17 protein-coding genes and 1 riboswitch are annotated in these 16,012 nt (G+C 70.6%); of the genes, 9 read left to right on the top strand and 8 right to left on the bottom strand.

Translation table 11 applies throughout. The annotated features are described in order from the left end of the window. Positions 1-260 precede the first annotated feature (260 nt). Positions 261-776, bottom strand: a complete 516-nt coding sequence (locus J2S55_RS25225; RefSeq protein ID WP_306865636.1) for a MarR family winged helix-turn-helix transcriptional regulator — start codon at positions 774-776, stop codon at positions 261-263. A gap of 108 nt (positions 777-884) precedes the next feature. On the opposite strand from J2S55_RS25225, the gene J2S55_RS25220 reads away from it, so the two are divergent. Beyond that, entirely contained in the window at positions 885-1,127 is a 243-nt protein-coding gene (locus J2S55_RS25220) for an alpha/beta fold hydrolase (RefSeq protein ID WP_306865634.1), read from the top strand. 148 nt (positions 1,128-1,275) lie between these two features. Here J2S55_RS25220 and J2S55_RS25215 read toward each other — a convergent pair whose 3' ends face one another. The 5 genes from J2S55_RS25215 to ngcE all read right to left on the bottom strand — a co-directional run bounded on the left by J2S55_RS25215 (position 1,276) and on the right by ngcE (position 5,522). After that, the gene (locus tag J2S55_RS25215; RefSeq protein ID WP_306865632.1) at positions 1,276-1,566 is read right to left on the bottom strand and encodes a 4a-hydroxytetrahydrobiopterin dehydratase; all 291 of its coding nucleotides are present in this window, start codon (positions 1,564-1,566) and stop codon (positions 1,276-1,278) included. After that, positions 1,553-2,158 (bottom strand): hypothetical protein, encoded by a 606-nt coding sequence (locus J2S55_RS25210; RefSeq protein WP_306865630.1) that lies wholly within the window; start codon positions 2,156-2,158, stop codon positions 1,553-1,555. The genes J2S55_RS25215 and J2S55_RS25210 overlap by 14 nt, the downstream gene beginning before the upstream one ends. 83 nt (positions 2,159-2,241) lie before the next feature. Then, complete coding sequence (locus J2S55_RS25205; protein WP_306865628.1) at positions 2,242-3,147, bottom strand: carbohydrate ABC transporter permease; 906 nt, start codon at positions 3,145-3,147, stop codon at positions 2,242-2,244. Further along, the gene (locus J2S55_RS25200; protein ID WP_306865626.1) at positions 3,147-4,058 is read right to left on the bottom strand and encodes a carbohydrate ABC transporter permease; all 912 of its coding nucleotides are present in this window, start codon (positions 4,056-4,058) and stop codon (positions 3,147-3,149) included. Before J2S55_RS25200 ends, J2S55_RS25205 begins: the two co-directional genes overlap by 1 nt. Positions 4,059-4,064: 6 nt before the next feature. Then, the gene (ngcE, locus tag J2S55_RS25195; protein WP_306865624.1) at positions 4,065-5,522 is read right to left on the bottom strand and encodes an N-acetylglucosamine/diacetylchitobiose ABC transporter substrate-binding protein; all 1,458 of its coding nucleotides are present in this window, start codon (positions 5,520-5,522) and stop codon (positions 4,065-4,067) included. A gap of 332 nt (positions 5,523-5,854) precedes the next feature. Between ngcE and J2S55_RS25190 the strand changes: the two genes are divergently transcribed. The 6 genes from J2S55_RS25190 to J2S55_RS25165 all read left to right on the top strand — a co-directional run bounded on the left by J2S55_RS25190 (position 5,855) and on the right by J2S55_RS25165 (position 10,045). Next, positions 5,855-6,502, top strand: a complete 648-nt coding sequence (locus J2S55_RS25190) for a class II aldolase/adducin family protein (RefSeq protein WP_306865622.1) — start codon at positions 5,855-5,857, stop codon at positions 6,500-6,502. A 4-nt stretch (positions 6,503-6,506) separates the two neighbouring features. Continuing rightward, complete coding sequence (locus tag J2S55_RS25185; protein WP_306865620.1) at positions 6,507-7,718, top strand: DUF4032 domain-containing protein; 1,212 nt, start codon at positions 6,507-6,509, stop codon at positions 7,716-7,718. A gap of 154 nt (positions 7,719-7,872) precedes the next feature. After that, positions 7,873-8,253 carry a roadblock/LC7 domain-containing protein gene (locus J2S55_RS25180; RefSeq protein ID WP_306865619.1) on the top strand — a complete coding sequence of 127 codons (381 nt, stop codon included), beginning with the start codon at positions 7,873-7,875 and terminating at the stop codon, positions 8,251-8,253. Positions 8,254-8,266: 13 nt separating this feature from the next. Continuing rightward, positions 8,267-9,139 carry a DUF4388 domain-containing protein gene (locus tag J2S55_RS25175; RefSeq protein WP_306865617.1) on the top strand — a complete coding sequence of 291 codons (873 nt, stop codon included), beginning with the start codon at positions 8,267-8,269 and terminating at the stop codon, positions 9,137-9,139. 109 nt (positions 9,140-9,248) lie between these two features. Continuing rightward, a complete protein-coding gene (locus tag J2S55_RS25170) occupies positions 9,249-9,662 on the top strand; it encodes a roadblock/LC7 domain-containing protein (protein WP_306865615.1) in 414 nt (137 codons plus the stop codon). Positions 9,663-9,673: 11 nt separating this feature from the next. After that, a complete protein-coding gene (locus J2S55_RS25165) occupies positions 9,674-10,045 on the top strand; it encodes a hypothetical protein (RefSeq protein ID WP_306875565.1) in 372 nt (123 codons plus the stop codon). A gap of 47 nt (positions 10,046-10,092) precedes the next feature. Here J2S55_RS25165 and J2S55_RS25160 read toward each other — a convergent pair whose 3' ends face one another. Beyond that, positions 10,093-10,953, bottom strand: coding sequence for an alpha/beta fold hydrolase (locus J2S55_RS25160; RefSeq protein WP_306865612.1), 861 nt, complete (start codon positions 10,951-10,953; stop codon positions 10,093-10,095). 171 nt (positions 10,954-11,124) lie between these two features. Continuing rightward, complete coding sequence (locus tag J2S55_RS25155; protein WP_306865610.1) at positions 11,125-11,718, bottom strand: hypothetical protein; 594 nt, start codon at positions 11,716-11,718, stop codon at positions 11,125-11,127. Between the two features lie 238 nt (positions 11,719-11,956). Beyond that, positions 11,957-12,106: riboswitch (cyclic di-AMP (ydaO/yuaA leader) on the bottom strand. A 677-nt stretch (positions 12,107-12,783) separates the two neighbouring features. Between J2S55_RS25155 and J2S55_RS25150 the strand changes: the two genes are divergently transcribed. Then, positions 12,784-15,072: an ATP-binding protein gene (locus tag J2S55_RS25150; RefSeq protein ID WP_306865608.1), complete on the top strand. Its 2,289-nt coding sequence runs from the start codon at positions 12,784-12,786 to the stop codon at positions 15,070-15,072. After that, entirely contained in the window at positions 15,069-15,722 is a 654-nt protein-coding gene (locus J2S55_RS25145) for a response regulator (protein ID WP_306865607.1), read from the top strand. The genes J2S55_RS25150 and J2S55_RS25145 overlap by 4 nt, the downstream gene beginning before the upstream one ends. Positions 15,723-16,012: the final 290 nt, after the last annotated feature.

Below are 16,012 nucleotides of genomic sequence, written 5' to 3'. Positions count from 1 at the left end.
GATCACATACGGTATTCGCCACTCTCGTCCCGCGCGTCCACACCTCTCGCCGCCGGACACGGACCCCTCCGGCCCGCCGACCGGGCCGGCCGTCCGGCCCGCACCGCCACGACCTGGACGGTCAACGCCCACGGGACCGCCTTCGACGACCTGCCTCCGTGACGTGACGGACAGAGCCCACTCCCTGTCACGACCACGTCTGGCCGCTCTCGTCGACCAGGCGCCGCCTCCCGACCCCCGCAGGGCGATCCGGACGGGGTCTACTTGCCGGCCGCCGGTGGAGCCGGGGTGTCGCCGTAGGACTCCAGCAGGGTGGCCAGTGTCGCCGCCAGGTGCCGGCAGTCGTCGGGGCCGAGGGCCCGCAGCAGGCGGGCATCGTAGGCCGCACGCACGGGCAGGATGAGGTCGACGAGCTCCAGGCCGCGTTCGGTGAGGCGGATCTTGACCGAGCGGCGGTCGCTCTCGTCGCGGGTGCGGGTGACCAGGCCCTTTTCGTGCATCCGGTCCACCCGCAGGGTGATCGCACCGGTGGTGACCAGAGAGGTCTTGAGGAACGCGCCCGCGCTCATCGCATACGGCGCGCCCGACCGCCGCAGCGTGGACAGCACGTCGAACTCGCCGGGCTCGAGGTCGTATCCGGCCAGGAACTCCTTGATCTCCCTGTCCCACATGCGGGAGATGCGCATGATCCGGCCGACGACGCTGATCGGCCAGCTGTCGATGTCGGGCCGCTCACGGCTCCACTGCTCCAGCATCGCGGCCACCGCGTCGGCCATGGGCCCTCCCGAGAATTAGGTGATCGCTCATTAAATTGTCACTCACACAAGCGCTGATTATCTTAGCGCTCACATTATGAGAGCTGACTCAATGAGTGATGGTCTGTCATGCCTTTCACCACAGCCCACGGCACCCGCGTCCACCACGAGGTCGACGGCCACGGCCCGGGCCTCGTCCTAGTACACGGCACCGGCGGCGACGCCGAGGAGGTATTCGGCAACGTCGTCGACCACTTCACCCGGACCAGAACCGTCGCGCGCCCCAACTTCAGCGGCAGCGGCCAGACCACCGACGACGGTGCCGAGCTGACCCGCGACTTCATCGACGGCGCCGCCGTACCGCGCGCGTAGACCTTCGCCCACTCCGACCCAGGCCGACGCCTCATGCCCCGCCGGGCATCAAGATCCTTGATCATGATGACAGGGCGGGGTCGGGAACCCGAAGACCGTACGGCCCCGCCGCCCTCGGGGGGCGGGGCCGTACGGTCCCCGGGGCCGCTCAGGTGTGCGCGGCGGCGATCTCGTCGATACGGGCGGCGAGGGTGAAGTCCAGCTCGGTCAGGCCGCCGGCGTCGTGGGTGGAGAGGGCCAGGTGGAGGTTGCGCCAGCGGATGTCGATGTCGGGATGGTGGTTGAGCTTCTCGGCCTCGACGGCGATCTCGTCGACGATGCGGATCGCGGCCGGGAAGTCGGGGGCGTTGATCGTCCGGCGGATCTCGTCGCCCTCGCGCCGCCATTCGGGCACGTCGGCCAGTCTCCGGTCCACCGCGGAGTCGTCAAGCAGGTCCATCGGTCCAGGACACCACGTCGGCGGCGAACACGCCAATCCGGGGCAGCCTGCTGGCCCGGCGGGCCATGGCCATGATGCCCCGGGCCATGGACGGGGCGTGGCCGCCGTGGTCGAGGACCCGCTCCAGCTCCGGCAGGAGGTCGGGCAGCCGGGCCAGGCTCCAGTCGTGCCAGGGCGACAGGAGGGTGCCGCCGCTGTCGGGATCCTCGGCGCGGTAGGCGGCCAGGATCGGGCACTCGCCGTGAACGCGGCGGAGCCATGTCTCGATGTCGGCGTTGAGGGCCGCGATCCGGGAGGGGGCGGCGTAGAGCCAGCCGTCCTCGCCGACCCGGTCGGCCTCACCCCCGGCGGCGGGGTAGGCGCGGACCACCGCGCCGTGCAGGGACAGGCCGCTGGCCACCATGAGCTGGCGCCCTTCGCACCAGTCGACCGCTCCCCGCAGCGGGGCCGGGACGCCGCCGACGATGGCCGCGCGCTGGGAGCTCGTGGGTTCGCGGGCGAAGCGGACGTGCACTTCGGCCCACATGTAGTAGTTGGCCTCCCCCGCCCCGAAGAACGGGAAGGGGAAGGCCGGTGGTTCCAGGTCGACCATGGAGGGGGCTCCGGGGGGTTGGGGGCGGGTTCCGACTAAGGACGACTCCCCAGTGCCCCTCCGGGATTACCGGCCGAGTGCGATTATTTGACGGCGCCGGAGGTGAGACCCGACTGGATCTGGCGCTGGAAGATGATGTAGATGATCATCACCGGGATGATGGTCATGCTCAGCGCGGCGAACAGGCCTGGCCAGTCGGCCTCGTAGCCGGCGCTGGTGGAGATGTTCGCGATGCCCTGGGTGATCAGCCACTTGTTCTCGACGTTGCCCGACAGCAGCACGATCGGCAGGAGATACTGGTTCCACTGACCCAGGACGTTGAAGATCGTGATGCTGACCAGGCCGGGCCTGGCCATCGGCACCATGATCTGGAAGAACGTCCGGGTGTGGGAGCAGCCGTCCATCATCGCCGCCTCGGCCACCGAGGTGGGCAGCGTCTTGAAGAACGCCGACAGGAAGAAGACGGTGAACGGCAGCGAGTAGGCGGTGTAGACCAGGATCACGCCGAGGTGGGTGTCGATCAGGCCGAGGTTCTTCACCACGAAGAACAGCGGGACCAGGGCGAGGAAGACCGGGAAGGTCATGCCGGAGACGAACAGGAAGTAGATCGCCCGGTTGCCGGGGAAGGCGTAACGCGCCAGCACGTAGGCGGCCATCGAGCCCAGCAGCATGGTCGCGGCCGTGCTGCACACCACCACGAAGACGGTGTTGATCATGTACTGGCCGATGTGGGCCTTCTCCCAGGCCCGCCCCCAGGCGTCCCAGCCGAGGGAGGCCGGCAGCGTGATGGGGTCGCCGAAGATCTCGGCGTTGGTCTTGAAGGAGGCCAGGAACGTCCACAGGATCGGGCCGATGATCAGGATCGCCCAGATCAGCAGCGCGACATGGGACAGGGCGCCGAAAGCGCCCAGCGGGTTCTTGCGCCGCTTCGGCCTGCCGTGCATGGCGCCCGACCGGGTGGCCGGCTTGTACGCCGTTTCCGCAGCCATCAGAACTCGATCCTCTCGCGCCGGGTCACGCGCAGGGTGAGCGCCGCGAACGTGATGGTCATGAAGAACAGCGCCACGCCCATCGCCGACGCGTAGCCGAACTTGGAGAAGTTGAACGCCGTCCGCCAGATCTCCAGCGGGAGCACCGTCGTGGAGTTGTCGGGTCCGCCGCGGTCGACCGAGAGCACCTGGACCAGGGCGAAGCAGTCGAAGGCGGCGATGCCCAGGTAGACCCAGGCGACCTGCATGGTGTCCCACAGCAGCGGGAGGGTGATTTTGAAGAAGAGGGTGAAGCGGCCCGCGCCGTCCAGCGCGGCGGCCTCGAACACGTCCTTCGGGATGGAGGACATGCCCGCCGAGAACAGGACCACGTAGAAGCCGACGGCCTGCCAGACCACCACGCCCATGATCGCCCACAGGGCGAGGTCCGGCTCGATGAGCCAGCCGACCGGGTCGATGCCGACCTTGCCGAGCAGGCCGTTGATCACGCCGGTCTCGTCCGGGCGGTAGATCGTCTGAAAGAGGACGCCGACGATGGCGACGGCGAGGACCTGGGGCATGAAGAAGATCACCCGATAGACCTTCGAACCCCAGATCCCGGTCATCTGACCGCCCCGCTGCCCGCCGCTCAGGTTGAGCAGGAAGGAGAAGAACAGGGCGATCACGATGGTGACCAGCGGCATGACAAGCAGAAGGAGCCCGTGGTGACGCACCGCGGCCCAGAAGACCTCGTCGTCCAGCAGCCGGGAGAAGTTCTCCAGGCCGACGAACTGAGGATTCGCCGAGATGCCCTTCCAGTTGGTCAGCGCGATGTAGAAAGCCTGGACGTACGGGCTGATCACGAAGACCACGTAGAGGATCACCGGCGCGGCGAGAAAGCCGACGATGAACGGATACCTGCCATGCCGCATCGGTGCCTACACCGTCCGGTTCTGCTTGGTGATGGAGGAGTCGGCCTTGGTCTTGTCGGCGGCCTTCTGCATCTTGTCGCAGAACTCGTCAGCGGAGATGCGGCCGAACATGAGCGCGTTGGTCTGCTTGCGCAGCTCGGTCTCGAACTCCTTGTACCAGTTCTCGAAGCTGCTGAAGGTGACGATGTTGGAGCCGGCCGCGGTCTGCGCGGCGCTGAGGCTCGCGTTGCCCGGGGTCAGGTCCAGGCCGTCGGCGGCACCGGTCACGACGGTGATGTTGCCGGACTTCTCGGTGAAGCCGCGCGCGCCCTCCTTGGAGAGCATGATGCGCAGGTACTCCAGGCCACCCTTGGGGTTCTTGGCCTTGGCGGGGACGATGTACGCCTCGCCGGCGGCGGCGCGGATGGCCTCGAAGGGCATCTTGTCGGCCGCGGTGACGCTGGGGGTGGGCGTCAGCGCGTACTTGAACTCCTTGGGAGTCTGGCTCTTCTGCTCGTTCTCCAGCCAGGAGCCCGACGGGTAGAGGGCGATCTTGCCCTGGTTCTGCCGGGTCTGCACGTCGGTGTGGATCAGGCCCTCGAAGGACTTGTCCATGTATTTGCCGATCTCGGCCCAGGCGGCGGCGGCCTGCTTGACCGAGTCGCGCTTCCAGACGCCGTCGGCGAGGTTGTCGATGTCGATCAGGAGCTGGTTGCCCTCGATCTTGGCGGCGGAGATGAGGATCATCCAGTAGGCGTAGTAGGAGGCGTTCTTGCCCGCGTACGCGAACGGGACGACCCCGGCGGCCTTGGCCTTCTCGCAGAACGCCTTGAACTCCTCGAAGGTCTTCGGCGGGGTCCAGCCGTTCTTCTCGAACAGGGCGGAGTCGTACCAGAGGCCGTAGGCCGAGAAGACGTAGTTCATGAGGTACGGCTTGCCGGCGATGAGGCCCGACTCGACGGTGCCCGGCGCGACCATGTCGCGCACCTTCTTGTTCGGGTCGTCGATGGAGGGGGCGTCCCACAGCTCGGTGAGCTCCAGCAGCTGGCCCTCCTGCTGCAGGGCGCCGTTGTCCATGAGGTCGGTGCCGGAGTTGGCGATCATGTCCGGGACGTCGCCGCCGGCGAAGCGCGGCTGCAGGGTCTGCGCGATCTGCTGGGTGGCCACGTGCTTGACCGTGGCCTTGGGGAACGCCTTCTTGTACAGCGGCTCGTGGACCTCGGTCGCGTAGCTGTCGCCGAGACCGCCCTTGAAGATGACGACCTCAAGGGGGGCGTCGGCGGCGACGCCGAACGGGTTGGCCGCCGAGACCGCACCCCCCGAGGACGGGGCGGCGGAGGTGGTGGCCGCGGGGGCGGAGCCGCCACCGGTGGCGCATGCGGTGAGGAGCCCGGCGCCGGGGCCGGCGACCAGAGCGGTCAGACCGATCCGGCGGAGCATCTGCCGCCGGGTGATATCTCCGGGCGTACCGGCCGAGTTGGACATCGCAACCCTCCTGAGCGGGGGATCAGTTAGGAAAGTTTCCTAAACGTTTGCCCGAAGGTATGTACCTCTGAAGTCCACCGTCAAGAGGTCCCAGCCGGTCTAGACCGAGCCGTAATGTCCTCGCGACATATCCGGTAGCAATCAAACGCCAAAGGAGCCCATTCCCCTGACAGATCGGCACACATTACCCCATATGCCCAGCGTGACCATTGACTTAGGACATGTCGGGGAGTAAAGGATCAGATCCTCCCTCCGACCACATAACGGCAACCGGTCTAGACCAGATGATGAAGGTTTGCCGCCTACTACCGCAACCCCCTACTTTTGCTGACATGTTGCTGGCGGAGCAGCGTCGTCTGCTGTGTGAATACGGCCGCAGGGCCGCCGAGACCGGACTGGTGGTCGGCACTGCCGGAAACCTGAGCGCGCGCGCCGGCGATCTGATCGCGGTGACGCCCAGCGGGGTCTCCCTCGACCGGCTCGAACCGGAGGCCTGTCCGGTGATCGACGTCGAGGGACACCTGGTGGAGGGGGAACTGCAGCCGTCCTCGGAGACGCCCATGCATCTGGCCGTCTACACGACCACCGACGCCGGGGCGATCGTGCACACCCACTCCACCTTCGGCACCGTGGTCGCCACGACCATGACCGAGCTGCCGCCGATCCACTACAACACGCTGCTGCTCGGCGGGGCCGTCAGGGTCGCCGACTACGCCACCTACGGCACCCCGGAGCTGGCGGCCAACGTCAGGGCCGCCCTCAAGGACAGGCGGGCCGCGCTGCTGGCCAACCACGGCGGGGTCACCGTCGGCGGCGACCTGCACGCGGCCTTCGAGGCGACCCGGCTGCTGGAGTGGCTCTGCGAGGTCTACGTGCGGGCCAAGGCCGTCGGGGAGCCCCGGGTGCTCACCGAGGAGCAGCTCTCCGCGGTGGTCCAGCGGGCCTTCTCCCCTCCCCGATTCCCCCGTCGCGAGGACTGATTCGATGCCCCTCCAGCTCACCGGCGCCCCCGGCGACCCGGACCTGATCCGCCTGCCCTGGGACGTCCCGCTCGAACAGTGGCCGGAGCACCACCTGGTCTCGCTGCCGCGCGGCATCTCCCGGCACGTGGTGCGCTTCGCCCGGCTCTCCGGCAAGGTCTACGCGATCAAGGAGATCAGCGAGTACTACGCCAAGCGCGAGTATCGCCTGCTGTGGGACCTCAACCGGCTGGACACGCCCTCGGTGGAGCCGGTGGCCGTGGTCACCGGGCGGACCGGCGCGGACGGTGAGCCGCTCGACTCCGCGCTGATCACCCAGCACCTGCAGTTCTCCCTGCCCTACCGGGCGGTCATGTCGGGGACGGTCCGCCCCGAAACGCTCAACCGGCTGCTCGACGCGCTGGCCGTACTCCTGGTCCGGCTGCACCTGAGCGGTTTCTACTGGGGCGACTGCTCACTGTCGAACGTGCTGTTCCGCCGCGACGCCGGCTCCTTCGCCGCGTATCTGGTCGACGCCGAGACCGGGGAGCTCCACCCCATGATCAGCGAGGGCCAGCGGCTGTACGACATCGACGTCGCGCACACCAACATCTTCGGCGAGATGCTCGACCTGGAGGCGGGCGGCCTGCTCCATCCCTCCATCGATCCCGAGGAGGTCGCCGACTCGGTCTGCTCGCGCTACCGCGGGCTCTGGAGCGAGCTCACCTCCGACGAGATCATCGAGGAGGTCGACTGGCACATGATCGACCAGCGGATCCGCCGGCTGAACTCGCTCGGCTTCGACGTCGCCGAGATGATGGTCCGCCGCAAGGCGGGCACGGGCCGGTTGATCGTCCGCCCCAAGGTCGTCGACGCCGGCCACCACCAGCGCAGGCTGCTCAGGCTCACCGGCCTGGACGTGGAGGAGAACCAGGCCAGGCGGCTGCTCAACGACCTCGACTCCTTCCGGGTGTCCTACGGCCTGCGCCACGAGGACGAGGCGATCGTGGCCCACCGGTGGCTGGCGGAGGTCTTCCACCCCACGGTGGAGGCCGTCCCGCAGGAGCTGCGGCACAAGCTGGAGCCGGCCCAGCTCTTCCACGAGGTGCTCGACCACCGCTGGTACATGTCCGAGGCGGCCGGCAACGACGTCGGTCTCCCCGCCGCCGTGGACTCTTATGTGAAGAATGTTCTTATTTACAAACCGGACGAGCAGGCGCTTATCGCCGAGGATTGACGGGGGCTTTCTCCCTCGGGTTATAGATCCTTATACCTGGATATCAAATCCTTCATCTCCCCACCTATCAGTTCTAATCGGGGCACTTTGGGCTCCAGGTGGTATCCCTACGCTGACCGGGCGACGTCGTGTAGTCGTTGGCGAGGGAGAGCCCGTGCTCGGAATCGAAGACTGCCTGGCTGAGGTCATGGCCATCCCTGGCGCGCTGGACGCGATCCTGGTCGACCAGACCAGCGGGATGGCCGTCGCGGTCGGCGGCGGGAGCCGTCACACCGACGCGGAGAAGTCGGCCGCGGGGTTGAACGAGACCCTGCGGGCGACCCTGGACGGGCTCGCCGCGACTTCTCCCAGCGGGACGGTCCGGATCAGCGACATGATTATAAGCACGGATAACGGACACCATTTACTGAGACCGCTGGAAACGGTTTTCGACGGTCCTCTGGTGATTTACGTCCGGCTCGATCTGGAGCGCTCGAATCTCGCCCTGGCCCGCCACCGACTCCAGGCGCTCGCCGGCCGCCTGATAACCACGTGACGCCATGGCGACCGTGGAGAGCGTACTCAGCGGGCTCGCCGAGGAGCGTGCCACCGGCGCGCTGCGGCTGGGCAAGGCGGGGATGTTCTACCTCACCGGCGGCCGGGTGACCTACGCCGAGAGCCCGGCGGCCCCCCGGGCGGAGGACCTGCTGGCCGCCGGCCGGAGGGTCTCCGCCCTCGCCGTACGGCAGGCCAGACAGGCCGCCACCGAGGACCTGCGGGGCGGCGAACTGCTGGTCGCCCAGGGCGTGCTCACCCGGGGCGAGCTGGAGTTCTGTGTGCTGAGCGCGGTGCTCGACGCCGTGTACTTCCTGTTCGACGCCACCGGGCAGCGGCCGAGGTTCCGGCCGGGCGACCGGCACTGGCTCGGACCCCAGTGGTACTTCGACGTGACCGGGCTGCTCCAGGAGTGCCGGCGAAGGAGGGCACAGTTGGACCAGGCATGGCCGTCCGCCGAGCTGGACTCGCTCCCGGTCGTCCCGGTGGGCCGCATCCCCGCCCAGCGGGTGGTGCTGACCTCGCTCCAGTGGGAGGTACTGGTCGGCGCCGACTCGGCGGCGACCCCCTGCGACCTGGCGCGCAGGCTCGGCCGCCCGGCCTACTCGGTGCTGCTCGCCGTACGGCAGCTGGCCGCGGCCGGGCTGCTGCACATCCCGCAGGCCGGACCCGCCGGACCCGCCGGACCCGCCGCGCCCGGCCCGCTGCCCCGGCGCCCGAAAGGCGGCACCGGGCAGGCCGGCGACCCCCCGGCCGCCCCGGCGGCACCGCGCCCCCAGCCGGCGGGCGCGGCGCGGCCGGCCACGCCGCTCCCCCGGACGACGGGCGACCCCACCGACGTGAACCTGCTCATCCGGCTCAGAGACGCATTGGAGGCACTCACTTGACCCCCTCCCCGCCCCGCAGGACGGGACATCCACGCCGCAGGTGCTCGGTGAGCTTGTTCCGATGCCTATAAGGCTGCGGACGCTGAAGCTGATCGGAAGGAGGACGCCCGTGGAAGCGCGTGACGAGGTGCGCCGGGAGGCGGCGCTGCTACGTGACGAGATACGCCGGGAGATGGCGCTGCTGCGGGAGCGCATGACGGACGTGAACGGAAGCATCGCGTGCAGCGTGGACGGCCTGACGATAGCCAGCGATCTCAACGGCGACGTCGAGCAGATCGGCGCGCTGTCGTCGGCGATGCTGGCCCTCAGCCGCCGGATGACGGACATGGCCGGCAAGGGCGCCTTCGAGGAGACGTTGATCTCGGGCACCAACGGCTACGCGGCCTTCTACGCCGCGGGCCCAGAAATCGTCCTCACAGTTCTCGCCCGCCCGGGGACCAATCTCGGGCTGCTGCGACTGGAGGGCCGCAAGACGGCGGCGAACCTGGCCGCCATCACGTCCCGCATATCGATATCCCAGTGATCGGAGAAGACATGGGCAACATGGACATCTCTCTCAAGGAGATGATGGCGATCGACGGTGCCCTCGGCGCGGTGGTCGTGGACTACAACAGCGGCATGGCCCTCGGCGCCCTCGGCGGCTCCAAGGACCTGGACCTCCAGATCGCCGCGGCCGGCAACACCGAGGTCGTCAAGGCCAAGATGCGGACCATGGAGTCGCTGGGCCTCAAGGACGGCATCGAGGACATCCTCATCACGCTCAGCGGCCAGTACCACGTGATCCGCCCGGTCAGCGGCCGGGGCGGCAAGGGGCTCTTCCTCTATCTGGCGCTGGACCGCAGCCGGGCCAACCTGGCGCTCGCGCGGCACAACATGCGCGGCATCGAGGAGAAGCTCGAAATCTGATCCTCCGGTACGGCTTGCGCCCCGGGAGGCGCGGGCCGTACCGGAGCTCAACGCTCGGCGGCGGAGGTGAGCTCGTCGATCGCGGCGACGAACTCGGGCCAGAGCGGGCGCGGCAGGTCGTGGCCCATGCCGGGAAAGGTGATCAGCCTGGCCCCGGGGACCGCCTCGGCCGTGGCGACCCCGCCGGGCAGCGGCACGAGCTGGTCGTCCTCGCCGTGCATCACGAGGGTGGGCACCGTGATGTTCTTCAGCAGCGGCGCGCGGTCACCGGAGGCGATGATCCCGGCGAGCTGCCTGGCCGTCCCCGCCGGGTCGTAGCAGCGGTCGTAGCTCAGCCCGGCCAGCCGGGCGATCCGCTCGCGGTCGAGCGGGTAGCCCGGCGAGCCGATGACCTCCCAGGTCAGCAGCGACTGCCGGATGGCCGCCTCGCGGTCGAGCGAGACGGGCGCCATGAGCGCCGCCATCGCGGCCTCGGTGGGCGGGGCGGCGTGCACGCTGGGGGTGGACATGATGGAGGTGAGGCTGCGCACCCGGTGCGGGGAGCGGATCGCCAGCGTCTGGGCGATCATGCCGCCCATCGAGGCGCCGACCACGTGGGCGGACTCCCACCCGAGCGCGTCGAGCAGCCCGGCGGCGTCGTCGGCCATGTCGCCCAGCAGGTAGGGGGGCTGCCCGTCGCCGCCGAAGGCGGGCACGGCGGCGCCGTGGAGGTGGGTGGACTCCCCGGCGTCCCGGTTGTCGAAGCGGACCACGTGGTGCCCGCGGTCGGCGAGCAGCTCGCAGAGCCCCTCGTCCCAGTGGATGCGCTGGGCGCCGAGCCCCATGATCATAAGGAGCGGGCGGCCTCCGGGCGCGCCGAAGGTGTCGTAGGCGAGCTCGATGCCGTTCGCCCGGGCGCGCCGGGTCATGGCGCTCCCGCCGCACCGGTCACACCGGATGCCATGCTGGTCATGCCGGACAGAATGTCATTCTGTGGAAATGAGAGCAAGAGCGGACGCCCGGTGTGGGCGTCCGCTCCTGTCTTCGCGGGAGGCGAGCTTCTGCGGGGGCGAGTCTCGCTGGGGAGGCGAGCCTCGGGGTTACTTGTTGACCACCTGCGGCGGGGTGGCCGGGTTGTTGTCGATCCGGCCCCACGCGCCCGCGGAGAACGGCACGGGCTGGTTCTTCTTGCCCGGGCCGCTGCCCCACTTGGTGATGACGTAGTCGACCTTGATGTGGCCCATGCCACCGTTGCCGTCCACACCGAGCGTGTCGGAGTTGAACGTGCCGCCGGTCAGGTCGGCGAAGGTCTTGGCGTCGAGGTCGATCATGACACCGCTGCTGGAGGGCACGCCGGGGCCGCGGTCGCCGACGAAGAACTTGGCCTTCTTGCCCTTGTAGACGACGTAACCCTCGGTCATCAGCGGCCAGCTCGGGCTGGCGATCATGCCCTTCTGCATCGGCTTGCCGCTTGCGGGCAGGCCGGTGTCCCCGGCGCGGCCGGAGGAGTCGTCCCAGAAGTAGGAGGCCTTGGTCGAGCCCTTCAGGAGGACGACCTCGGAGCCGGAGCCGGAGCCGGAGCCGGGGGTGGAGGCGCCGGTGTCGGCCGCTGCGGGGAGAGCCGAGACGACGGCCGAGGAGGTCAGGACACTCGCACCGAGGAGGGCGGCGGCCACGAAACGGTTCTTACGCATACCAAGGGAGAAACGCATGAGGTAAAAAGACTCTTTCGCGAGGGAACGGGGAGGCGCGTGCGCCGTGAAGAGGCGCAGGCGGATACGCGCTCACAGGACAGAAGAGGCGTAGCAAGCTGTGCTGGCGCTACGCGGAGCGCGGCGGGGGGCCGCGTTCGGACGCGGCGAGGAAGTCTTAGAGGGCCGGCACCAACGGGGTGGACGCCGGCGGCAAGAGGGCGTGGTGCCCCATGTGGTGATCTCCTCTCCATCTCGTCTACCGGGTTAGCTGACGGATTCGGGCGGTGGAGTTGCCCTACCGCCGCACGTTCGCGGCGGATTCACCCCAAGAAGTGGGTCCCCGGTTCCCGTGACCCTGAGGGCCTCCGGGATTCGACGTCGGCCGGCCGCTCCTTCTATTGAAGGGCAGGTCGCCAACCGATCACGAATAGGACACTACCCCCCATTCAGGGGCAAAGCAAAACAAAACCCATGGAAACCCCAGAAGATCTACCTCAACAGCCAAGAAAAGGCCATTGGTCAAGCCTTGACCGTGCCTACCGGGAACGCCGACCCCATTGGAACTGTTAGGAGAGTTACTTAACGGCTTATCGGTGATCAAGCCGTTGAGCTGGGGATACACCCCTTCTCCCGGCTGAATGCGGCCCCTCGGCGGACAGGGGCGGGATCTCCCTCGCCATGGCCGCGGCCGGCGTGCCGGCCCTTTATCGGCGGCCCTCATTACCTCCGCACACGCCTATGAGTCGATGAAAACACCCATCAGCCGGGCCTGTGCCCGCTCCCCGGAAGATCCAGGAATGCCCGTCCCCATCCCGGGCAAAGCCGCGGTCATGGCATCCATCCGCCGCAGGACCGGGACGAGGTCGGCACCGCCGACGCCGGCGGCGGGAAAAGGCCACCGGTCCCAGCCCGGTCAACGGCTCCCACACCCACCGTCCACGGGCTTCTCCCAACCTCCGGGCTCCCGGCGTCCCGGCGGATCCGGCGGGCGGCCCGGGTCCGCCGTCCGGGTGAGCGCCGCCCGGGACCCGCGGCCGTAGGCGATGCCGACAGTAATGTGGGCCCGTGCTGATCGCCCTCGGTTGCGCGGTGCTCCTCACGGTCCTTTACGCACTGGCGGTGTACGGCACGGCCGGGCCGGCGGCGATCGGAGCGGTCGCCGCCGCGCCGGCCGTCACCCTCGTGGCCGTCATGCACGGCGGGAGTCTCCAGGACTCCGTCGGAGCGGGAGGGCTCACGGCGGGCGGCGCCGCGATGGCGTGGGCCACCGGGCGTTCCCACCGCCGCCGCAGGGCCGACCGTGCGGCGCTCGCCGCCTACCGGGCCGCCGCCGAGGCCGTGCCCCGGCTGGCTGCCATCACCGAACGCGACCGCCTCGCCGCCGAACTCCACGACGTGGCCGCCCACCGGCTCACCGGGATCGTGGTCGCCTCGGCCGCCGCCCTCCGCCTCGACGACCCGGTCCGCGCCGCCGAGGCCGTCACCCACGCCGCCGACGCGGGCCGCCAGGCCGTGGCCGAACTCGACCGCCTCTGCGCCCTGGACCGCCGCGGCCGTGCCCTCGCCCTCGGCGACATCGACACCCTCCTCGTCGGCCGTCCCGGCGTGACCTACCACCGCACGGTCGCCACCGCGCCGCCCGAACTCGCCGCGGTCGCCTTCCGCGTGGTCCGCGAGGCTCTGACGAACGCGATGCGCTACGCCACCGGCGCCGCCGTCCACGTCCGGGTGGAAGCCGTCCACGACATCTCGGCGACACCGGCCGCCACCGGCTCGGTGCCCGCTCCGGCCACCGGCCCGGGGATCGCATCCGTCGTCGCCGGCCCCCCGGCGGCGGAGGCCGCCACCGGCCGGCTGGTGGTGACGGTCACCGACGACGGCGGCCCGGCGACCGTCTCCGGCCTGGGCACGGGCACCGGCCTCGCCACCCTGCGCCGGGCCGTCGGCGCCCTCGGCGGCACCCTGCACGCCGGCCCGCGCCTCGACCCGGGCAGCAGCCCAGACAGCGACCCGCGCACCGGCCGGTGCCCCGGCCCGGTCAGCGGCCCGCGCACCGGCCGGAGTGCCGGTCCCCTCCCACATCGCGCCCCGCCGTACGGACCCGCGTCCGCGCCGGAGACGGCGCGGACTCCCCCGCCGCCCCGCGGCTGGACGGTCCAGGCCCGCCTCCCGCTCACGGCCGCCCCCTCCCCCTCCCCCGCCCTCGGCCGCCCCCGCCCGTTCCCCCTGCTCCGCCATGACGACAGCCGACGGGACGCCCACCGGCACGGCCGTGCGGCGGGCTGGCGGGGAACGGCGGCGCTGGACTGGGCCCTGGTGGTACTGGCCGTGGCGCTGCCCGCCGGAGCCGGGCTGCTCCACGCGGAGGCGCCTGAGCCGTTCGCGACCCCGGCGTCCGGAGCGCTGCTGTCGGTCCTGCTCGTACTGCACGCCCTGCCGCTGAGGTGGCGTCGCGAGCTGCCCTGGCCGAGTCTGGCCGCGGCGCAGTCGGTGCTGTCGGCCTGGCTGTGGTGCGACGCGGCCGGGTGGACCGCGCCGGAGTCGGCGCAGCTGGTGCTGTTGTGCTGGTGGGTGGAGCTGACTTTGATCTACAGCGTCGGCGCGTACGGCGGGCGCGGCTGGCCGGCCCCGCTCGCGGTGGCGGCCCTGGGCGCCTACCCCCTGGTCGACGGCTTGACGGGGCCGCCGGTAGCCGTCTGGGCGACGCTCACGGCGGCGTTGGCCGTCCCCACCGTCGCGGTGTGGGCCGCGGGCGTGTCCGTCGGCGGGCGGCGGCGCCGGCTGCGGGACGCCGCGGCGCTGGAGCGCGACCGGCTCGACCGGGACGCGGCGGCGGCGGCCCGGGCCGAGCGGGACCGGATCGCCGCCGGGCTGCGCCGTACCGCCAGATCGCGGGCCGAGTCGGCGGTCAGGGCGGCCGACGAGCGGCGCCTCGACACCGTCCTGACCGAGGCCAGGGCCGGTCTCACCGCGCTGCGCGAACTCCTCGGCGAGCTGCGCGACGATCCCGCCGACGACGCCCTTCCCCCCGTCATCGCCGCGATCTCCGCCCTGGCCGCCAGGAGCCACGCCGCCGTCCGTTACACGGGGACGCGCCGGCCGATGCCCGCCACCGTCGAGGTCGCCGCCTACCGGATCGCCGAAGCCATGCTGCCCGGCGGCGTGAACGGCATGAGCGGCACGAGCGGCGTGAACGGCGTGACGGTGACCGTGGCCTACCTTCCGGACGGCCTGGCGCTGTCCGGCCCGGCCGAGGCCCGGAAGGTGCGCGCCACGGCCGACGCCGCAGGCGGTACGGTCACCGAGACGGAGGACGGGGTGCGGGTGTGGCTGCCGGAGGTGAGGCCGGCGTGATCCGGGTGACGGTCGCCGACGACCAGGCGGTGGTCCGGGTGGGGATCACCGCGGTGCTCGACGCCGAAGCGGACATCACCGTCGTCGGCCAGGCCGCCGACGGCGGGACGGCCGTGGCCCAGGCGGCGTCCCTGCTGCCCGACGTGGCCGTCCTGGACATCAGGATGCCCGGCCTCGACGGGCTCGCGGCCACGGCCCGGATCACGGCGGAGGTCCCGGGCGTGAAGGTGGTGGTGCTCACCACCTTCGGCCTGGATGAGTACGTGTTCGCGGCGCTACGCGCGGGAGCCGCCGGGTTCCTGCTGAAGGACGCCGACCCCGAACGGGTCATCGACGCGGTCCGGGTGGTCGCCAGGGGTGACGCGCTGCTCGACCCCGGGGTGACCCGGCGGCTGCTCGACCGCTTCGCCGCCGACGCCGGCCCGGCCGACACCGCCCGCGTCGCTGGTCTCACCCCCCGCGAGACCCAGGTTCTCCTGCACGTCGCCCGGGGCCTGTCCAACGCCGAGATCGCCGTCTCCCTGGGGATCAGCCCGGCCACGGTCAAGGACCATGTCGCGCGGATCCTCGCCCAGCTCGGGGTCCGCGACCGCGTCCAGGCCACGATCGCCGCCTACGAGGCCGGACTGGTCCGTCCTGGGATGCGGTGACCCCGCCTCCCACGACGTCCCGGGGGACCCCGCCTCCCACGACGTCCCGACCGCACCGGCGCGACGCGGCCTTCAGGCCGGGCGCCGGGCTCCGGGCGTCGAGCGTCGGACGCTGGGCGCCGGGCTTCGGGCGCTGGGCGCCGGACGTGGGGCGTCGGGCTCCCGACGTCGGCGGGACGGGCCCGTCCGGACGGCTGTCCGGTCCGAGGACGAGGACGGGGCCCGCCGGCGGTATCCGTCCCCCGGGCGAGAGGACCCCCGCCGCGCGGCGGGGGTGGGGACGGTCCTGA

The sequence above is a fragment of the Streptosporangium brasiliense genome (genome assembly GCF_030811595.1).
GTDB lineage: Bacteria > Actinomycetota > Actinomycetes > Streptosporangiales > Streptosporangiaceae > Streptosporangium > Streptosporangium brasiliense.
Note: the sequence above shows the minus strand (reverse complement) of the source record. Positions and strands in the feature narration are given on the sequence as shown.